Origin of the sequence: Pseudomonas flavocrustae (assembly GCF_029872515.1) — a bacterium.
Lineage (GTDB): Bacteria > Pseudomonadota > Gammaproteobacteria > Pseudomonadales > Pseudomonadaceae > Chryseomonas > Chryseomonas aestiva.
Window position 1 is genome coordinate 1 of sequence record NZ_JAPDIQ010000003.1, and the last position, 17,792, is coordinate 17,792.

A 17,792-nucleotide genomic window follows, 5' to 3' on the forward strand; every position below is an offset into this window, starting at 1 on the left:
GCATTGGAACCACCTGATCCCTTCCCGAACTCAGAAGTGAAACGATGCATCGCCGATGGTAGTGTGGGGTTTCCCCATGTGAGAGTAGGTCATCGTCAAGCGCCTAACACCCAGCACCCCCGCTCAGATCACTCTGACGGGGGTGTTGTCTTTGCGGCGGGAAAAGTTTGGCCGGGCGTCAGGGGCTTGAGCGCTGGGAGCGGCTAATCGGCTAGCGGAAGCCTGACGCTACGGAGCTGAGGTGGCCCTCACCCTAGCCCTCTCCCGGGGGAGAGGGGACTAAAGGGCGCGGCGGTGACGTTGGAGCAATGCCTGCTAGGCGGGTGCCGCTTTACGTCCGCAAGAGCACAACAGCCCGGCTGCGCCGGGCTGTTGTGCTTGAAGCGCGGCACAGGACCGTCGTAGGCTGGGTTGAGCTTGCGAAGCCCAACGCCTTGAGGTCGCCGCAGGCATGATAGACCTGAAAAAATGGCCGCCAGGCAGACTCCTATTGCTTATGCAGCCGTCGAGCGCCCGCTGCCGATATAGCGAGTCGGCAAAAGTACGCTAGCCAAGATCGACTGCAGCAGCCTGTCAGAGAACCATCATGGCCACCGGTAACCTGACCGGGAATGATTCTGATCTGGTACATTTTCCTTAACCTTTTCGGTATACAATGCCCAATGGCCTAAGGCCGGTAGGCAAGGGGTGCGAAGCGTCGTACCCCTTTTTTCTTTGCATGACCAATTAAATTTCTAGCGTGGCCCAGGATCCTATCCCTTGAACGTTAGGGTCCGCGGACAGGTGCTCAGGTGACGCAAGCGATGAAAGCGCAAGCGAAGGGGATTCGATTTTGATCAAGGTGCTAGTTGTCGACGACCATGATCTTGTTCGTACCGGCATCGTACGGATGCTCGCGGATGTATCAGGAATCCAGGTCGTCGGCCAGGCAGACAGTGGCGAAAATGCCTTGATGCTGGCCCGTGAGCTCGAGCCGGATGTCGTCTTGATGGACGTCCGTATGCCCGGTATTGGTGGGCTGGAGGCTACGCGCAAGCTCTTGCGCACTCGACCTGACCTGAAGGTGGTTGTCGTCACGGCCTGTGAGGAAGATCCCTTTCCGACACGTCTGCTCCAGGCGGGCGCTGCCGGGTATCTGACCAAGGGTGCTGACATCGAAGAGATGATCACCGCCATCAAGCAGGCTTTTGCCGGTCGGCGCTACATCAGTGCGCAGATTGCTCAGCAGCTCGCCTTGAAGCCCTTCCAGTCCAAGGCCGAAGCGTCGCCGTTCGATCAGCTGTCCGAGCGTGAGATTCAGATCGCGCTGATGATCGCGGGCTGCCAGAAAGTCCAGGTCATTTCCGACAAGCTTTGTTTGTCCCCCAAGACCGTCAACACCTATCGCTATCGGATCTTCGAGAAATTATCGATTACCAGCGATGTCGAACTGGCCATGTTGGCTGTTCGCCACGGCATGGTAGATGCAACGAGTTGATATGAGTCAATCTTTCGATGCTGCGGCCTTTTTATCAGGTTGCAGTGGACGTCCGGGCGTCTACCGGATGTTCGATGAGGGCGGCAAGCTCCTCTACGTAGGTAAAGCCAAGAACCTCAAGAACCGCCTTTCGAGTTACTTCAGAAAGACCGGCTTGGCGCCCAAGACGGCTTCCATGGTGTCCAAGATCGCCCAGATCGAGACCACCATCACCGGCAACGAGACCGAAGCGCTCCTGCTGGAACAAAACCTCATCAAGCAGTGGCGTCCGCCCTACAACATCCTGTTGCGGGATGATAAGTCCTACCCCTACGTCTATCTTTCCACTGAGGATAAGTATCCTCGGCTGACCATCCACCGCGGTGAGAAGAGAGGAAAGGGACGCTATTTCGGGCCCTATCCCAGTGCCGGTGCCATCCGCGAAAGTCTCAATCTGCTGCAGAAAGCCTTCCAGGTGCGCCAGTGTGATGACAACTATTTCCGCAATCGCACGCGGCCCTGCCTGCAATACCAGATCAAGAGATGCAAGGGACCCTGCGTTGCGCTGGTAAGTGAGCAGGAATATGGCGAGGACGTTCGCCATTCCGCCATGTTTCTCGAGGGGCGCAGCAATGCCCTGGCCGAAGAGCTGCAAGTCAAGATGGAGAGTGCCTCGGTCAATCTGCAATTCGAGCGTGCTGCCGAGTTGCGTGATCAGGTGGCCCTGGTCAGGCGGGTCCAGGACCAGCAGAGTATCGAGGGAGGCACCGGCGACGTCGATGTCATCGCTGCCCTCGTCAACCCCGGCGGTGCCTGTGTCCACCTGGTCAGTGTCCGCGGCGGTCGGGTGCTGGGCAGCAAGAATTTCTTTCCGGAGGTGGGGATCGAGGAGGATTCCAGTGAGGTGCTGGTCGCCTTCCTGGAGCAGTACTATCTCGCTTACCTAGAACGGGATCTGCCGGATGAGATAATCGTCAATTCCGTCCATGAGGACTTCGCTACCCTGATCGATGCCTTTGCCGAAGTCCATAAGCGGCAGCTGGTCATCGCGCATCGCGTCCGCGGGACCCGCGCACGCTGGCAGCAGTTGGCGGTAACCAATGCAGAGCAGGCGTTGAATACGCGTCTGGCCAATCGGCAGCACATGGGTGTGCGTTTCGATGCCCTGGTCCAGGCGCTGGATCTGCCCGAACCACCGCAACGGCTGGAATGTTTCGATATCAGTCACTCCAGTGGCGAGGCGACCGTGGCGTCCTGTGTAGTCTTCGGACCGGAAGGGCCGCTCAAATCGGACTATCGTCGCTATAACATCGAAGGCGTAACGGCCGGCGACGACTACGCGGCGATGCATCAGGCGCTGACGCGTCGCTTCAGTCGGCTGAAAGCGGGAGAGGGCAAGTTGCCAGACATCCTGCTGGTGGATGGCGGCAAGGGCCAGTTGGCCATGGCCCGTGAGGTGCTCAGGGAGCTCGCCGTGCCGGATCTGGTTTTGCTGGGGGTGGCCAAAGGCGTCACCCGCAAGCCTGGCCTCGAGGTCCTCTATCTGGACGATCCTTCCAACGAATTCACCCTGCCGGCGCATTCGCCCGCGCTGCACCTCATTCAACAGATCCGTGATGAGGCGCACCGTTTCGCGATTACCGGGCATCGCGCGCGTCGCGGCAAGGCGCGCAAGACCTCCTCTCTGGAAGAGGTTGCCGGTATCGGGCCCAAGCGTCGTCAGGAACTCCTGAAACACTTTGGTGGGCTTCGCGAATTGCAGCGCGCCAGCATCGAGGAAATTGCCAAAGCGCCCAGCATTAGCAAAAAGCTGGCCGAGCAGATTTATGCCGCCTTGCACAGCGAGTAGAATCGCCTCACGTTCACCAACAGCCGCGCCAATGAATATTCCAAATCTGCTTACCGTACTGCGCGTCTTCCTTATTCCCCTGTTCGTCATCCTGTTCTACCTGCCAGTCCACTGGAGCTACTGGACCGCCAGCACCGTCTTCGCGATTGCCTGCGCGACCGACTGGCTGGATGGGTATCTGGCGCGGCGGCTGGGGCAGAGCACGCCCTTTGGTGCCTTTCTGGATCCGGTAGCGGACAAGCTCATCGTCGCCGTAGCCTTGGTATTGCTCGTGCAGGAGCACGCCAACGCCTGGCTGACGCTGCCCGCCGTCATCATTGTCGGGCGCGAGATCGTCGTATCGGCGCTGCGGGAGTGGATGGCCGAGCTGGGTGCCCGTGCCCAGGTCGCGGTCTCCAATCTGGGCAAATGGAAGACTGCGGCGCAGATGTTGGCCCTGGTCATCCTGCTGGCCAATCCACCGCAGATGACCTTCTGGGTAATCAGTGGCTACGCCTTGCTCATCGTCGCGGCGGCACTGACGCTGTGGTCCATGTGCACCTATCTGATGGCGGCCTGGCCGCATCTGATGAGCGCCGAGAAAAAGAAATAAGTTTTTGAATCAATGGCTTGACATGAAGGGTAGCTCAGATAGAATGGCGCCCGTCACCAAGCGGGAATAGCTCAGTTGGTAGAGCACGACCTTGCCAAGGTCGGGGTCGCGAGTTCGAGTCTCGTTTCCCGCTCCATGTTTTACATGAGTGTCGCAAGACATTCAGGTTTGAGGCCGGGTGGCAGAGTGGTCATGCAGCGGATTGCAAATCCGTGTACGCCGGTTCGATTCCGACCTCGGCCTCCACTATTGAGAGCCCCGTAGATCTCTGGTCTACGGGGCTTTTCATCATCCAGGGATGTGTGAATACTGGATCAGGTTCTACGAATCCGGTCGTCTGAGGATTCGGTTCTGCCCGAGTGGTGAAACTGGTAGACACAAGGGACTTAAAATCCCTCGACTTAACCGTCGTGCCGGTTCGATTCCGGCCTCGGGCACCATTCAAATGAAAAGGCCACTCCTGTTCGAGTGGCCTTTTTCGTTTAGGAGGGAATCGTCCAGTAGGGTGTTTCATCCGCGTCGCGCTCGATGCGTGAGCGGCTGTCGAGGATGAAGGCTTCGAGCATGGCAGCGTCGAGCAATTCGGTGCGGGCGATGGGGCGATTGAGTACCGACTGACCGCTACGAGAGAAGACTTCGACATCGTAGGCACGTTGATCTCGCGTGGAGATCACGCAGCGCAGGGGTTCGAATCCGCCTTTCAGGGTGTTGAAGGCGCTGGCGAGTTCGACATAGAGGGTCATCCGGAAGAGCTTCCTGTTCAAAGGTGGCACTGTGACAGCATTGGCTGCTACAGGGTTTCACCTTTGCAGAAACGTGCCGTCATATCGCGATGCTAGTCGCAAAATTCCGGCCCTGCTTTCGGAGTTTTATTGCCAGCCTTGCAGCCAGCATTCTGCATCCTGCAACTCGTGCCAGTCCAGCGTCCAGGTGCGGCGAGTGAGAACGGCTTGTATATCTATCTGCGAGATGGGATCGGTCTCGACTTCAGGGGTATGCACCCGGGTGACGATGAAATGCTTCTGCCGTTCGCGTGGTTGGACGGCCGTCCATTTGCTGAGCAGCAGCTTGCTAGGATTGATCTGGCGCTGCTTCATCCCTGCATGGCCTCCAGCAGTGGTGCGCTGCGATAGCGCTGCAGCAGGGCTTCCAGGTTCCGATCGGGCATGGCGTGAGCCCTGAGCGCCGTGATGGTGCGTTCGACGTACTCCAGAGTAGTGCCGAAATGGCCGCAAGCTTCGGTCAGGACGCGATTGAGGATGTCATCGGGCAGGCTGCCGGCATAGCAGGGGAGATTGCGTTTCAGTACGAAGCCGAGCGCCTGGACCTTGCTACCGTCTTCCAGGTGGCATTGCAGCCAGCGAGGACGGTAGGAGCCATCCGGCATTTCGCGTTTCCAGAGGGCCAGCAGATGGTCGTCCAGCTGATCCTCGGGCAACTGGTAGGCAAAGCCCGAGCAGGAGCCGCCGCGATCCAGGCCCAGTACCAGGCCGGGTTGTTCGGGGGTGCCGCGATGCAGCTGGGACCAGAGATAGAGACCGCGGTGATAGCCGTGCACCCGCGCCCGGCGGACGTCGACCGCGGGGCACTCGGGGCGCCAGATCAGCGAGCCGTAGGCGAACAGCCACACCGGGCCGGGTTGGCGTTGGGCCAGGGTGGCCTCCAGAGAGGCTACGAGTTCCGGATGGGTGAGCGGGGTGGCGGGCGCCAGCTTGGGGGGATAGGAATCGTGGATGCTGGAAGAAATCTGTCTGTGCATTTGTCGCCTGGTCCTCAACCGCTGGAGCTGCCAGGTCTAGGGACCCGGCACCAAGATCCTAACGAAAGTCCGGGAAGAACTCCTAGACCGTTCGTGCCCATCTTTATGACGCCTGGTTAGGTTGCAGCGAGAACCATGCCAACGCCTGGGGAAAAAGCACCAGACGAAAAAAGCCCGACAGGTGTCGGGCTTGGAGTGGAGCGTCAGATTGATCAGGCACTGGTACGGATTAGGTGATCGAAGGCGGCCAGAGAGGCCTTGGCGCCTTCGCCCAGGGCGATGATGATCTGCTTGTAGGGCACGGTGGTGACGTCGCCCGCCGCGAACACGCCAGGCAGGGAGGTCTGGCAGCGCGCATCCACTTCGATCTCGCCACGTGGCGACAGCTCCACGGTGCCCTTGAGCCAGTCGGTGTTGGGTACCAGACCGATCTGCACGAAGACGCCTTCTAGGTCGATATGGTGGAACTCGCTGGAATTGCGGTCCTTGTAGACCAGGCCGTTGACCTTCTGGCCGTCACCCTTGACTTCACTGGTGAGCGCACTGGTGATGACGGTCACGTTGGGCAGGCTGAACAGCTTGCGCTGCAGCACGGCGTCGGCACGCAGCTGGCCGTCGTACTCGATCAGGGTCACCTGGGCGACGATGCCGGCGAGGTCGATGGCTGCCTCGACTCCCGAGTTGCCGCCGCCGACCACGGCGACGCGCTTGCCCTTGAACAGGGGACCGTCGCAGTGCGGGCAGTAGGCTACGCCGCGGTTACGGTATTCCTGCTCACCCGGCACATTCATCTCACGCCAGCGGGCACCGGTGGCAAGGATCAGCGTCTTGGCCTTGAGCGAGCCACCATCGGCGAAGCGTACTTCGTGCAGACCGCTAGCGTCGTGGGCCGGAATCAGCTGCTCGGCGCGCTGCAGGTTCATGATGTCGACTTCGTACTGCTTGACGTGCTCTTCGAGCGCCATGGCCAGCTTCGGGCCTTCGGTCTCCTTGATGGAGATGAAGTTCTCGATGGCGAGGGTGTCCAGCACCTGGCCACCAAAGCGCTCGGCGGCGACGCCGGTGCGGATGCCCTTACGCGCGGCATAGACGGCTGCTGCAGCACCAGCGGGGCCGCCACCTATGACCAGGACGTCGAAGGCGTCCTTGGCCTTGAGCTTGTCGGCGGAGCGGGCGGCGGCGCCGGTGTCGAGTTTGGCGACGATCTCTTCCAGGCCCATGCGGCCCTGGCCAAAGGGTTCGCCGTTCAGGTAGACGCTGGGCACGGCCATGATCCGGCGGCGCTCGACTTCGTCCTGGAACAGGGCGCCGTCGACGGCCACGTGCTTGACCCGGGGATTGAGCACGGCCATGAGATTCAGAGCTTGCACCACGTCCGGGCAGTTCTGGCAGGACAGGGAAAAATAGGTTTCGAACTGGTAGTCGCCGTCGAGGGCCTTGACCTGCTCGATGACGTCCTGGCTGGCCTTGGACGGATGACCGCCAACTTGGAGCAGGGCCAGGACCAGGGACGTGAATTCGTGGCCCATGGGCAGACCGGCGAAGCGCAGGTCGATGTTCTGACCGGGGGTCAGCAGGGCGAAGGAGGGACGACGCTCATCGCTGCCGTCGGTGCTGAGGCTGACCTGATCGGACAGGCTGGCGATATCCTGCAGCAGGCTGTGCATTTCACGGGACTTCGCGCCATCATCGAGGGACGCGACGATCTCGATGGGGCGCGTGACGCGTTCGAGGTAGGTCTTGAGCTGGGCTTTCAGATTTGCGTCCAACATGGCGACGTGGCTTCCGTAAAAAATGGGCAAAAAAAGAGCGCGCGGGCAAGGCGCCCGGGCGCTCGGGCTGGATCAGGCGGGCGTTAGATCTTGCCGACCAGGTCCAGCGAGGGGGTCAGGGTCGCTTCGCCTTCTTTCCACTTGGCCGGGCAGACTTCGCCCGGGTGGTTGGCGACGTACTGGGCGGCGCGGACCTTGCGCAGCAGTTCGCTGGCATCACGGCCGATACCGTTGTCGTGGATTTCGCACAGCTTGATCTGACCTTCCGGGTTGATCAGGAAGGTGCCGCGCAGGGCCAGGCCTTCTTCTTCAATCAGCACTTCGAAGTTGCGTGCCAGGCGAGCGGTGGGATCGCCTACCAGCGGGTAGTTGACCTTCTTGATGGCTTCCGAGGTGTCGTGCCAGGCCTTGTGGGCGAAGTGGGTGTCGCAGGACACGCCATAGATCTCTACGCCCAGCTTCTGGAACTCGGGGTACAGGTCAGCAAGGTCTTCCAGCTCGGTGGGGCACACGAAGGTGAAGTCAGCCGGGTAGAACACGATGGCGGACCACTTGCCCTTCAGATCGGCCTCGGTCACCTGGACGAATTTGCCATTGTGGTAGGCAGTCGCGGTGAAAGGCTTCACTTCGGTGTTGATCAGGGACATTGATGACTCCTTGATGGGTTTAAGTCAGGGTTGAAATCGATAGGACGCATACTAATCGCAGTTTGACGATTCACCTCATTGTTAAAGGCGATGCTGGCGATTAGGCGCCTCTATCGGATACTACAGGTTATGAAGGAAATCAGTACCTTAGCCAAACCTCAGGCAGCGCCCAGGGCCTTGATCGTGGCGGGATGCTGACCCCATTCGCTCCAGGAACCGTCATAGAGTCGGCCATCCGGAAAGCCGGCGACACTGAGGGCGAGCAGCAGCACCGTGGCGGTGACCCCACTGCCGCAGCTGGTGATCACCGGATGCAGGCCATCGATACCCAGGGCCTGGAAGCGCTGCCGCAACTCCTGGGGTGGCAACAGGGTGCCGTTGTCGGTCAACAGGCTGTCGTAGGGCAGATTCTGGCTGCCGGGCATATGACCGGAGGCAACGCCCGGGCGCGGCTCGGCGATCTCGCCGGTGAAGCGCTTGGCGCCGCGCGCGTCGAGCACCTGGGTTTGGCCCACGCTGAGCGCGGTCTGCACATCGCCCAGGCCGCAGAGCAGGCGGTTGTTGAAGATGACGGGGTAGGGTGGCTGCGGGCTGGGCAGGTTTTCACCGGCCTCCAGCGGCAGGCCCTGTTCACGCCAGAGCGGCAGGCCGCCATCGAGCACCAGCACCTGGTCATGGCCGAACAGGCGGAACAGCCACCAGGCCCGGGCGGCGGAGAAGAGACCCTTCTGGTCGTAGACGACCAGGGTGGTCTCCGGGGTGACGCCCAGTTCGCCGGCCAGGCGGGCGAAGCGTCCGGCGCTGGGGACCATGTGCGGCAGCGCGGTGTCCGGGTCGGAGAAGTGTTCGATATCGAAGCGCAGGGCGCCGGGGATGTGCTGCTGCCGATAGGTTTCGTCGGCGATCTGGGGTTCATTGGGCAGATAGAGACTGGCATCGAGGATCAGCAGGTCCGGGCGACCAAGTTGCTCGTGTAGCCAGGCGACGGTGACCAGCGGGGAAGCGATCATGGGTGGCGCTCCTTGATGGGCAAAGGGCGACAGCTTAGCGCGCCTGGCGCGACGTGGGCTGTCAGGGACCAGCGGATACTTTATCCTCGGCAACCTGGCAACTGGATAGATGACTTATGAGCGAACTTAACGGGCAATCCACGGGCGGCAACGACTGGCAACTAGGGCGCATCGTCGGTGAACTGCATGAGGCGCGCAGTCAATGGCGCGAGACCCATGGACGTTTTCGCGAATTCAGTGGCCGCGAGCTGCCGTCGCGCAGCGTCATGGCCAGCGTGATCGAATCCCTCAGCGGGGCGCTCTTTCCGCTGCGCCTCGGGCCGGATCAGTTGCGCCAGGAAAGCGAGGACTTCTATGTCGGCTTCGAGCTGGAGCGAGCGCTCAATGCCCTGGTGATCCAGGCGAAGCTGGAGCTGGACTATTTCGCCAAGCAGCGTGGCGAGAACGGCGTCAATCGTGCCGATGAGGCGCGCCGGCTGGTACAGGCCTTTGCCCTGGCGCTGCCGGATCTGCGCCGCCTGCTGGATACCGACGTGATCGCCGCCTACCAGGGCGATCCCGCTGCGCGCAGCGTGGACGAGGTACTGCTGTGCTATCCGGGCATCTACGCCATGATCCATCACCGCATCGCCCATCACTTCTATCGCAGCGGCCTGCCGCTGCTGGCGCGGATGGTCAGCGAGCGGGCGCATTCGGCGACCGGGATCGACATCCACCCGGGCGCCCAGATCGGCGAAGGCTTCTTCATCGATCATGGCACGGGCGTGGTGATCGGCGAGACCTGCATCATCGGCGACCGGGTGCGCATCTATCAGGCTGTGACCCTCGGTGCCAAGCGCTTCCCGGCCGATGCCGAGGGCAATCTCAAGAAGGGCCACCCGCGCCATCCCATCGTCGAGGACGACGTGGTGATCTATGCCGGGGCGACCATCCTCGGGCGCATCACCATCGGCCAGGGTTCGACCATTGGCGGCAACGTCTGGCTGACCCATGGCGTGCCGGCCAACAGCAACGTCAGCCAGGCCAGCTTGCAGGGCTGTGCCGGCCTGGCTCAGGAGTAGTCGGCGGCGCTGTCGCGAACGAACTTGGCCAGGAAGCGCCGGGTTCGTTCTTCACGCGGCTGATTGAACAGCTCGGCTGCCGGGCCCTGTTCGACGATGCGGCCACCGTCCATGAACAGCACCCGGTGGGCGACGTCACGGGCGAAGGCCATCTCGTGGGTGACGATCACCAGGGTACGACCTTCCTGGGCCAGCCCGCGGATCGTCTCCAGCACCTCGCCGACCCGCTCGGGATCCAGCGCCGAGGTGGGCTCGTCGAAGAGGATGGCCTGGGGACGCATGGCCAGCGCCCGGGCGATGGCGACCCGCTGTTGCTGGCCACCCGACAGCTGCCCGGGATAGGTATCCGCCTTGTCGGCCAGCCCGACCTTGGCCAACAGCTCGCGACCGCGGGCGCTGGCGGTCTCGCGCGCTTCGCCCTGGACGATGATAGGCCCTTCGATCACGTTCTCCAGCGCGGTGCGATGGGGAAACAGATTGAAGTTCTGGAAGACGAAACCCATGCTCTGCCGCAACTGGCGAATGGTGCCCTGCTGGGCCTTGAGCGGCCGGCTGGCATCGATACGCAGCTCACCCAGGCGGATACTGCCGGCGTCCGGGGTCTCCAGCAGATTGAGGCAGCGCAGCAGGGTGGTCTTGCCTGAGCCGCTGGGGCCGATGATGGCGACCACCTCGCCCTGGGCCACCTGGAGGTCGATGGCCTGGAGCACGGTCTGCTGTTGAAAGGACTTGGACAGCCCCTGCACCTCGATCATGACGGGCCTCGCTCGTTGATGTGACGCCCGTAGTGCCGTTCCAGGCGATTCTGCAGGGTGGACAGCAGGCTGGCCAGCACCCAGTAGAGCAGCGCTGCGGCCAGGTACATACTGAAGATCTCGAAGGTGCGGGCAGTGATCAGCTGGGCCTGGCGGAACAGCTCAGGCACCTGGATGGTGGCCGCCAGCGAGGTGTCCTTGACCAGCGAGATGAAGCTGTTGCCGAGCGGTGGCAGGGCGATCCGCAGCGCCTGGGGCAGGATGGCGCGCCTCAGGGTCTGCAGGGGCGTCATGCCGATGCTGGCGGCGGCTTCCCACTGGCCGCGGTCGATGGCGCCGATGGCCGAGCGGATGATCTCCGCCGTGTAGGCCGCCATGTTCAGCGAGAAGCCGATCAGCGCCGCCGGCAGCGGATCGAGCTGGAGACCGAGCTCGGGCAGGCCGTAGTAGATGACGAACAGCTGCACCAGCAGTGGCGTACCCCGGAAAAACGAGATGTACAGCCGCGCCAGGCTACGCAGCGGCAGACTTCGGGAGCGGCGCAGCAGGGCCAGGCCGAAGCCCAGCAGCAGTCCGAAGAACATGCCGCCGAGGCTCAGGACCACTGTCCAGATCGCGCCCTTCAGCAGGAAGGGCAGCGAATCGAGCAGGAGCTGTAGCGTGTCGCTCATTGGGTGACGTCAGCCTTGAACCACTTCTCGGAGATCTTGGCCAGGGTGCCGTCGGCGCGCAGCTTGGCGATGGCCTGGTCGACCGCGGCATGGAATTCCGGATCGCCCTTGCGCTCGGCGATGCCCGATTCCTGGCGGCTGAAAGGCTCACCGGCCAGGGCCAGCTTGTCCTTGGTCTTGGCCAGCAATTCCAGGGCGGCCAGGCGGTCGACGAGGATGGCGTCGATACGGCCGACGCGCAGATCCTGGTACTTGGTCGGATCGTCTTCGTAGGTGCGCACGTCCGCCTTGGGTACATTCTGGCGCAGCCACTGCTCGTAGTTGGTACCCAGGCCGACGCCGACCTTCTTGCCGGCGAGGTCGGCGGCAGTCTTGATGCTGTCCACATCGTCCTTGCGCACCAGGGCCTGGATGCCGGAGACGGTGTAGGGGGTGGAGAAATCGTATTTCTTCTTGCGCTCCTCGCTGATGGTGACCTGGTTGATCACTACGTCCAGGCGACGGGATTCCAGGGCTGCCAGCAGGCCATCCCACTTGCCGGGCTGGATCTTGGCGTCGACGCCCAGTTCCTTGGCCAGCGCCTTGGCGAAGTCCACTTCGAAGCCGGTCAGCTGGCCCTGTTCGTTCTGGAAGCTGAAGGGCGGATAGGTACCTTCCAGGCCGACGACCAGTTCGCCACGCTGCTTGACGGTCTGCAGGAGATCTTCGGCCTGGGCGGTGGCCTGGTGGGCCAGGCCCAGGGCGAGCAGCAGGGCGGCGCTACGGAACAGACGCTGGGGGAGAGCTTTGCGCATGGAGGAAATCCTTGAGGTTATGAGGGTGCGCCACTATGGGGGTGTCTGTTCTGACATCCCAAGTCCGAAAACTGCTGACGTTATGCCATCGCCCAGGGACTTGGCTAGCCGATCACGCCAACCAGTCGCCATAGGCGAAGGTACCCGGGGCTCCGCCGGTGTGCAGGAATACCAGGGGGCCGGGCGGCAGCGCGCCGGTGGCTACCATGTCCAGCAGGCCGGCCATGGCCTTGCCGGTGTAGACCGGGTCGAGCACAAGACCTTCCAGCCGGCCCAGCCGGCGGATGGCCGCCAGGGTGCCGGGATTGGGTTCGCCATAGCGGGGGCCGAAATAGCCATCACGCAGCTGCGGCGGATCCTGAGGCGGGGCGACGCCCAACAGCTCGGCCAGCTGTTGCCGCAGCAGGGCGACCTTGGGCAGCTGTTCGGCCTCGGTGCGGGAGACGGTGACCCCGATCACCGGCAACTCCGGTCGCAGCTGGTGGAGGGCCAGGTCTAGACCGGCCTGGGTGCCGGCACTGCCGGAGGCGAGGATGACGGCAGCGGGTTGCAGCTGCAGTTCGTGCAGCTGAGCGTCGAGTTCCAGGCCGGCACGGACGTAGCCGAGGGCGCCCAGGGCGCTGGAGCCGCCAATGGGAATCACCCAGGGCTTGCGCCCTTGCTGGCGCAGGCGCTCGGCTGCGGCTTCCAGCTGGCTGACCGGATCATCGAGGGCGGCGACGGCCCTGACCTCGGCGCCGAAGAGTTCGAGCAGGAGACGATTGCCGCCGTGCAGATAACCGGGAGCCGTGGTGGCGATGGGATTTTCCAGCAGGGCGACGCAGGCCAGCCCCTGCTGCGCGGCGACGGCTGCAGTCTGACGGACATGATTGGACTGGATGGCGCCGGCGGTCACCAGGGTGTCGGCGCCGGCGGCCAGCGCCGCGGCGACCAGGTACTCCAGCTTGCGCACCTTGTTGCCGCCCAGGGCCAGGCTGGTGGTGTCGTCGCGCTTGCAGTAGACCGGTCGGCCCAGCTCTGCCGACAGTCGCGGCAGGAGCTCCAGCGGGGTCGCCGAGGATTGCAGCGTCAGGCGCGGAAAGCGGGCGAGGGCGGTGGCGAGCATGGCGGAACCCGGGGCAGTGAAGGGGGCTTCACTCTAGGGGCAAGCCGCGCCTGGCAGCAATCCTGCACTCAGGCGAGGTCCGGGCGCCGTGCCCAGGCCTGGGGTACCAGGGAGCGCAGCAGCACGCCGTAGAGCGGCACGAAGAGCAGCAGGCTGACCGTCAGCTTGACCCCGTAGTCGACCAGGGCGATCTCCGGCCAATGACTGGCCATGAAGGGATTGTCGCTGCGCCAGAAGGCGATGGAAAAGAACGCCAGGGTGTCGAGGGCGTTGCCGAACAGGGTCGAGACCGTCGGCGCCAGCCACCAGTGGCGCGAGCGCCGCAGGCGGTCGAACACCTGGATGTCGAGCAACTGGCCAAGCACATAGGCGCAGAAGCTCGCCAGGGAGATGCGCAGGACGAAGACATTGAGGGCGGCCAGCGCCGTCCAGCCCTGGAAGCTGCCGTCCTGGAACAGCACGGAAACCCCATAGGAGACCAACAGCGCCGGCAGCATCACCCGGGCGATAACCTGACGCGCCGCCGCCTTGCCCATCACCCGCACGGTAAGGTCGGTGGCCAGGAAGATGAAGGGGAAGCTGAAGGCACCCCAGGTGGTGTGCCAGCCGAACAGCTGCAGCGGCAACTGCACCAGATAGTTGCTGGCGATGATGATGAGGATGTGGAAAGCGACGAGCGCGGCCACGAGGGCACGCTGCGGGGTGGCAAGCAAGGCAGACATGGGCAGTCCTTTTTTGGTTACCTGGGGTGAGGGAACCCAGGGCGCGGAGGCGGGGCGACATTCTACGGATATACGGGGCACCTGGCGAGGTCGCGCCGGTCGGCGTCGGATCGGCAGCCTCATCGGACCGATGGGCAGACCAGGCAGCCGCCTGTTAACTTGTACGACTTCCGCACCGACAGAGAGCTTCCAGATGCACTTTCGATCGCTGGGTCGTACCGACCTCCAGGTTAGCGCCATTGCGCTGGGCACTATGACCTGGGGTGAGCAGAACACCGAGGCCGAGGCCTTCGAGCAGTTGCGCGCCGCCAAGGCCGCCGGGGTCAACTTCATCGACACGGCGGAGATGTATCCGGTGCCGCCGCGCGCCGAGACCTACACCCGTACCGAGACCATCATCGGCAACTACTTTCGCCAGCATGGCGATCGCGCCGACTGGATACTGGCCAGCAAGGCGGCCGGTCCGGGACGCGACATGGACTATATCCGCAATGGCGGTCTGGCCTTTACCAGGGCCAATCTCACCGCGGCGCTGGACGCCAGCCTGCAGCGTCTGAACACCGACTATCTGGATCTCTATCAGCTGCACTGGCCGGATAGGCGGACCAACTACTTCGGCCAGTTGGGCTACGAGCACAGCGATGCCGACTTCACGCCCCTCGAAGAGACCCTGGAAGCCCTGGATAGCCTGGTGAAGGCAGGCAAGGTCCGCCATGTCGGGCTTTCCAACGAAACGCCCTGGGGCGTGCAGCAATTCCTGCACCTGAGCGAGACCCGTGGCTGGCCGCGGGTGGTCTCGATCCAGAATCCCTACAACCTGCTCAATCGCAGCTTCGAGGTGGGTCTGGCCGAGCAGGCCATCCGCGAGCAGGTAGGCTTGCTGGCCTATTCGCCACTGGCCTTCGGCGTGCTGGCGGGCAAGTACCTGCAGGGCGCACGTCCGGAGGGCGCGCGACTGACGCTGTTCGAACGCTTCCAGCGCTACAGCAATCCGCAGACGCAGCGCGCCGCCCAGGCCTATGTCGAGCTGGCCCGGGAACGCGGTCTGGATCCGGCGCAGATGGCCCTGGCCTTCGTCACCAGTCGGCCTTTCGTGACCAGCAACATCATCGGCGCCACCTCGCTCGCCCAGCTGGAAAGCAACCTGGCGAGCAGCGAGCTGGTGCTGGACCGGGAAACCCTGGCCGCCATCGAAGCCATCCACGTCGACCAGCCCAATCCGGCGCCCTGATCGCGTGGTATCCGGCGCCCGGTACAGCCGTTGTACCGGGCGTTTTCTTGCGCGCGGCGAAAGGCGGCCGTGACCAACAGGGCATGGACGCAAGGGCTGCTGTCCGCGACGCCTATTAAAACCGTGGCCCCGAAGGCCTAGAGTCAGTCGGACCTTCCACGCCTGCAGGTGTCCGTCATGACGTCGTATGAAATCGTGCTCCTGGGTGACCAGGATGTATCCATCATTGCCCACCAGGCCATCCCCCAGGCCCTGGCGCTGACGGCCATGGCGCTGGGTGTCACGCTGAGTTCCCGCTGGCTGCCGACTGTAGAAGCCGATGGCGCCCTTGCCCACTGCGACGGCCTCTGGTGCGTGCCCGGCAGTCCCTATCGCCATCGCGAAGGGGTGCTGGCGACCCTGCGCACGGCCCGCGAACAGCGGATTCCCTTTCTGGGTACCTGTGGCGGGCTGCAGTACGCGCTCCTGGAGTACGTCCAGTCAGTACTGGGCTGGACGGACGCCGCCCACGGTGAAGACGATCCGTTGGCGACCCGCGCGGTGCTCACGCCCCTGAGCTGCGCCCGCATCGAGGTGCAGAATCAACTCCGGCTGCTGCCGGGTTCGCGCCTGGCGGAGGCGGCCGGCGCCGAACGGGTCGAGGCCACCTATCGCTGTCGCTTCGGGGTAAATCCCGCCTATCTGCCGACCTTGCTCGCTGCCGGCTGGCGCGTCCTCGCCTGGGATGAAGAAGGGCTACCCGCGGCGTTCGAACTGGAAAGCCATCCCTGTTATTTCGGCACCCTCTATCAGCCCGAGCGGGAGGCGCTGGCCGGTCGGGTCCCCTCGGTGGTGCGCGCCTGGCTGGAGGCGGTGGTCGCGACACGGAGCCTACGGGTATGAACCGGCTGGAGCTGCCCGAGGACTGCGTGGTGATCGCCTTCCTCTCGCAGCGCACGGACGAAGATCCCGACTATGAGCGGATGGCCGCGCGCATGGTGGAGTTGGCGCAGGCGCAACCGGGCTTTCTCGGCATGGAGTCGGTACGCGGCGCCGACGGCCGGGGCATCACCCTGTCCTACTGGACCGACCAGGCGGCGGTCGCGGCCTGGGGTGCCCATCCGGAACATCGGCAGGCGCAGCGGCTGGGCCATGAACGCTGGTATCGCTGGCATGACACCCGGGTCATGCGACTGCTGTCGTCGCGGTCCGGGGCCGGTGTCATTCCAGACGGATCGCGCCCAGGGCCGGAGTGACGCGAATCCAGCCGATGCGGCTGTCTTCGCCGATCAGCATGACTTTCTTCCAGGGACGAAAGGGCGCGCTGTCCAGGACCAGGATGCGATTACCCGGCTCGAGCATGACGATCAGCTGGCGGTTGGCGACCAGGCTGCGTTCCGGCATGGCGGGATACTGCATCAGCGGAATCTGGCCACCGCGGATCTGCCAGGTCTCGCCACTGGCCGCGTTGATGAAGGTCGGCAGCCGCGTCAACAGGATGGCCAGCGCGAAGAACCCGATCAGCAGCAGGACGAGCCGCTGCGTCACGGTGCGGACGGCAACGATATCGGGTGACAGCTTGCCAATCGAGGACATGGGAATGGCTCTGGGCGGCGGACGGTAGAGGTTCGATGCTACCGTCGTGCGGCCAATTGACATCATTCACATGAAGGAAAGGTCAACGGCTGCTCATTCGCCAGTGCCAGACTGTGAACGGCCGCAAAAGCGGCCGGCTAGAGGGGCGGCTTCAGGGCGCCAGCTGGCGGGTGACTTCCAGGGCCTTGTCGAAGGACGGGTAGCCACTCTTGGCGACCGCCAGCTCGCCATAGGCGCTCTTGTAGGTCTGCGCCTGGATCGGATCCGCCTCGGGCACCAGGAAGGGGTCGGTGTACATGCGATAGAGCAGGGCATAGGCCAGCGGATAGCGATGATCGGCGGAGGCGTTCAGCAATTCCAGGACATCGTCGGTCTGCGGACCCTGCTTGATGGCGATTACCGCCCGATAGAATTCCACCTCGCCATCGGCGCTGGTGCCGCCATTGCGCAGGAGCAGGGCATCCGCGAGCTTGAGCTGTTCCTCACTGCCACCCAGGACCAGCAGCTTGGCCTGCAACAGGTCGTTCTGGCGCAGCAGGGTGGTCTGTTCCGCGCTCAGTGGCCGCGTTTCCGCTGCCTCGTGGTGACCGCCCAGGGAGCAGCCGGCGAGGGAAACACACAGCAACGGTAGCATCCATTTCTTCATGTCGAGATCTATCCGCGGAGTCGTGACGCTGGTTCCAAACTTTGGACGATAGCAGTTCTTTGCGGCTTTGCGCAGAACCCGAAGGCAATCCTGGAGTCGTATCCGCACGTCCACAGAGCGCCCATGCCTGGCTATTTCCAGCGTCGC

20 protein-coding genes, 3 tRNA genes and 1 rRNA gene are annotated in these 17,792 nt (G+C 63.3%); 11 read left to right on the forward strand and 13 right to left on the reverse strand.

Annotated features, from left to right (window positions below; translation table 11 throughout):
- From rrf to OMP44_RS07915, 7 genes are all read left to right on the forward strand, one after another.
- Positions 1–101, forward strand: a 5S ribosomal RNA gene (rrf, locus tag OMP44_RS07885); the annotation flags it as partial.
- A gap of 731 nt (positions 102–832) precedes the next feature.
- Positions 833–1,477: a response regulator transcription factor GacA gene (gene gacA, locus OMP44_RS07890; protein WP_273861636.1), complete on the forward strand. Its 645-nt coding sequence runs from the start codon at positions 833–835 to the stop codon at positions 1,475–1,477.
- Between the two features lies 1 nt (position 1,478).
- Positions 1,479–3,305: an excinuclease ABC subunit UvrC gene (uvrC, locus tag OMP44_RS07895; protein WP_280307271.1), complete on the forward strand. Its 1,827-nt coding sequence runs from the start codon at positions 1,479–1,481 to the stop codon at positions 3,303–3,305.
- A gap of 31 nt (positions 3,306–3,336) precedes the next feature.
- Positions 3,337–3,897: a CDP-diacylglycerol--glycerol-3-phosphate 3-phosphatidyltransferase gene (gene pgsA, locus OMP44_RS07900; protein ID WP_133861891.1), complete on the forward strand. Its 561-nt coding sequence runs from the start codon at positions 3,337–3,339 to the stop codon at positions 3,895–3,897.
- Positions 3,898–3,957: 60 nt separating this feature from the next.
- Positions 3,958–4,033 (forward strand) — tRNA-Gly (locus tag OMP44_RS07905).
- A gap of 36 nt (positions 4,034–4,069) precedes the next feature.
- A tRNA-Cys gene (locus tag OMP44_RS07910) sits at positions 4,070–4,143 on the forward strand.
- A 107-nt stretch (positions 4,144–4,250) separates the two neighbouring features.
- Positions 4,251–4,337 (forward strand) — tRNA-Leu (locus OMP44_RS07915).
- A gap of 42 nt (positions 4,338–4,379) precedes the next feature.
- Here OMP44_RS07915 and OMP44_RS07920 read toward each other — a convergent pair.
- From OMP44_RS07920 to sseA, 6 genes are all read right to left on the reverse strand, one after another.
- A complete protein-coding gene (locus tag OMP44_RS07920; protein ID WP_007161858.1) occupies positions 4,380–4,640 on the reverse strand; it encodes a hypothetical protein in 261 nt (86 codons plus the stop codon).
- Positions 4,641–4,766: 126 nt separating this feature from the next.
- Entirely contained in the window at positions 4,767–4,994 is a 228-nt protein-coding gene (locus OMP44_RS07925) for a TIGR02450 family Trp-rich protein (RefSeq protein WP_133861831.1), read from the reverse strand.
- Complete coding sequence (locus tag OMP44_RS07930; RefSeq protein ID WP_280307276.1) at positions 4,991–5,656, reverse strand: gamma-glutamylcyclotransferase; 666 nt, start codon at positions 5,654–5,656, stop codon at positions 4,991–4,993. Before OMP44_RS07930 ends, OMP44_RS07925 begins: the two co-directional genes overlap by 4 nt.
- A gap of 212 nt (positions 5,657–5,868) precedes the next feature.
- Positions 5,869–7,428 carry an alkyl hydroperoxide reductase subunit F gene (gene ahpF / locus OMP44_RS07935; protein WP_187979167.1) on the reverse strand — a complete coding sequence of 520 codons (1,560 nt, stop codon included), beginning with the start codon at positions 7,426–7,428 and terminating at the stop codon, positions 5,869–5,871.
- 83 nt (positions 7,429–7,511) lie between these two features.
- Complete coding sequence (gene ahpC, locus OMP44_RS07940) at positions 7,512–8,075, reverse strand: alkyl hydroperoxide reductase subunit C (protein WP_007161854.1); 564 nt, start codon at positions 8,073–8,075, stop codon at positions 7,512–7,514.
- A 158-nt stretch (positions 8,076–8,233) separates the two neighbouring features.
- Entirely contained in the window at positions 8,234–9,085 is an 852-nt protein-coding gene (gene sseA, locus OMP44_RS07945; RefSeq protein ID WP_187979169.1) for a 3-mercaptopyruvate sulfurtransferase, read from the reverse strand.
- Positions 9,086–9,201: 116 nt separating this feature from the next.
- Here sseA and epsC point away from each other — a divergent pair, with 116 nt between their 5' ends.
- The gene (epsC, locus tag OMP44_RS07950) at positions 9,202–10,146 is read left to right on the forward strand and encodes a serine O-acetyltransferase EpsC (protein WP_007161852.1); all 945 of its coding nucleotides are present in this window, start codon (positions 9,202–9,204) and stop codon (positions 10,144–10,146) included.
- Here epsC and tcyN read toward each other — a convergent pair.
- The 5 genes from tcyN to OMP44_RS07975 form a co-directional block, all read right to left on the reverse strand.
- Entirely contained in the window at positions 10,137–10,901 is a 765-nt protein-coding gene (tcyN, locus tag OMP44_RS07955) for an L-cystine ABC transporter ATP-binding protein TcyN (RefSeq protein ID WP_280307282.1), read from the reverse strand. The two genes, epsC and tcyN, sit on opposite strands and share 10 nt — an antisense overlap.
- Positions 10,898–11,572 carry a cystine ABC transporter permease gene (tcyL, locus tag OMP44_RS07960; protein ID WP_133861826.1) on the reverse strand — a complete coding sequence of 225 codons (675 nt, stop codon included), beginning with the start codon at positions 11,570–11,572 and terminating at the stop codon, positions 10,898–10,900. The genes tcyN and tcyL overlap by 4 nt, the downstream gene beginning before the upstream one ends.
- Positions 11,569–12,366, reverse strand: a complete 798-nt coding sequence (gene tcyJ / locus OMP44_RS07965) for a cystine ABC transporter substrate-binding protein (RefSeq protein WP_187979172.1) — start codon at positions 12,364–12,366, stop codon at positions 11,569–11,571. Before tcyJ ends, tcyL begins: the two co-directional genes overlap by 4 nt.
- A gap of 112 nt (positions 12,367–12,478) precedes the next feature.
- Positions 12,479–13,471, reverse strand: a complete 993-nt coding sequence (locus OMP44_RS07970) for a D-cysteine desulfhydrase (RefSeq protein WP_273861632.1) — start codon at positions 13,469–13,471, stop codon at positions 12,479–12,481.
- 68 nt (positions 13,472–13,539) lie between these two features.
- Complete coding sequence (locus tag OMP44_RS07975) at positions 13,540–14,193, reverse strand: 7-cyano-7-deazaguanine/7-aminomethyl-7-deazaguanine transporter (protein ID WP_187979174.1); 654 nt, start codon at positions 14,191–14,193, stop codon at positions 13,540–13,542.
- Positions 14,194–14,386: 193 nt separating this feature from the next.
- Here OMP44_RS07975 and OMP44_RS07980 point away from each other — a divergent pair, with 193 nt between their 5' ends.
- From OMP44_RS07980 to OMP44_RS07990, 3 genes are all read left to right on the forward strand, one after another.
- A complete protein-coding gene (locus OMP44_RS07980; RefSeq protein ID WP_187979175.1) occupies positions 14,387–15,424 on the forward strand; it encodes an NADP(H)-dependent aldo-keto reductase in 1,038 nt (345 codons plus the stop codon).
- Between the two features lie 177 nt (positions 15,425–15,601).
- Complete coding sequence (locus OMP44_RS07985) at positions 15,602–16,306, forward strand: CTP synthase C-terminal region-related (seleno)protein (RefSeq protein WP_280307283.1); 705 nt, start codon at positions 15,602–15,604, stop codon at positions 16,304–16,306.
- Positions 16,303–16,659 carry an antibiotic biosynthesis monooxygenase family protein gene (locus OMP44_RS07990; RefSeq protein WP_187979176.1) on the forward strand — a complete coding sequence of 119 codons (357 nt, stop codon included), beginning with the start codon at positions 16,303–16,305 and terminating at the stop codon, positions 16,657–16,659. Before OMP44_RS07985 ends, OMP44_RS07990 begins: the two co-directional genes overlap by 4 nt.
- On the opposite strand, the gene OMP44_RS07995 is transcribed toward OMP44_RS07990, so the two are convergent.
- Positions 16,625–16,999, reverse strand: a complete 375-nt coding sequence (locus tag OMP44_RS07995) for a hypothetical protein (protein ID WP_187979177.1) — start codon at positions 16,997–16,999, stop codon at positions 16,625–16,627. The two genes, OMP44_RS07990 and OMP44_RS07995, sit on opposite strands and share 35 nt — an antisense overlap.
- Positions 17,000–17,150: 151 nt before the next feature.
- Positions 17,151–17,645: a hypothetical protein gene (locus OMP44_RS08000; RefSeq protein WP_133861818.1), complete on the reverse strand. Its 495-nt coding sequence runs from the start codon at positions 17,643–17,645 to the stop codon at positions 17,151–17,153.
- Positions 17,646–17,792: the final 147 nt, after the last annotated feature.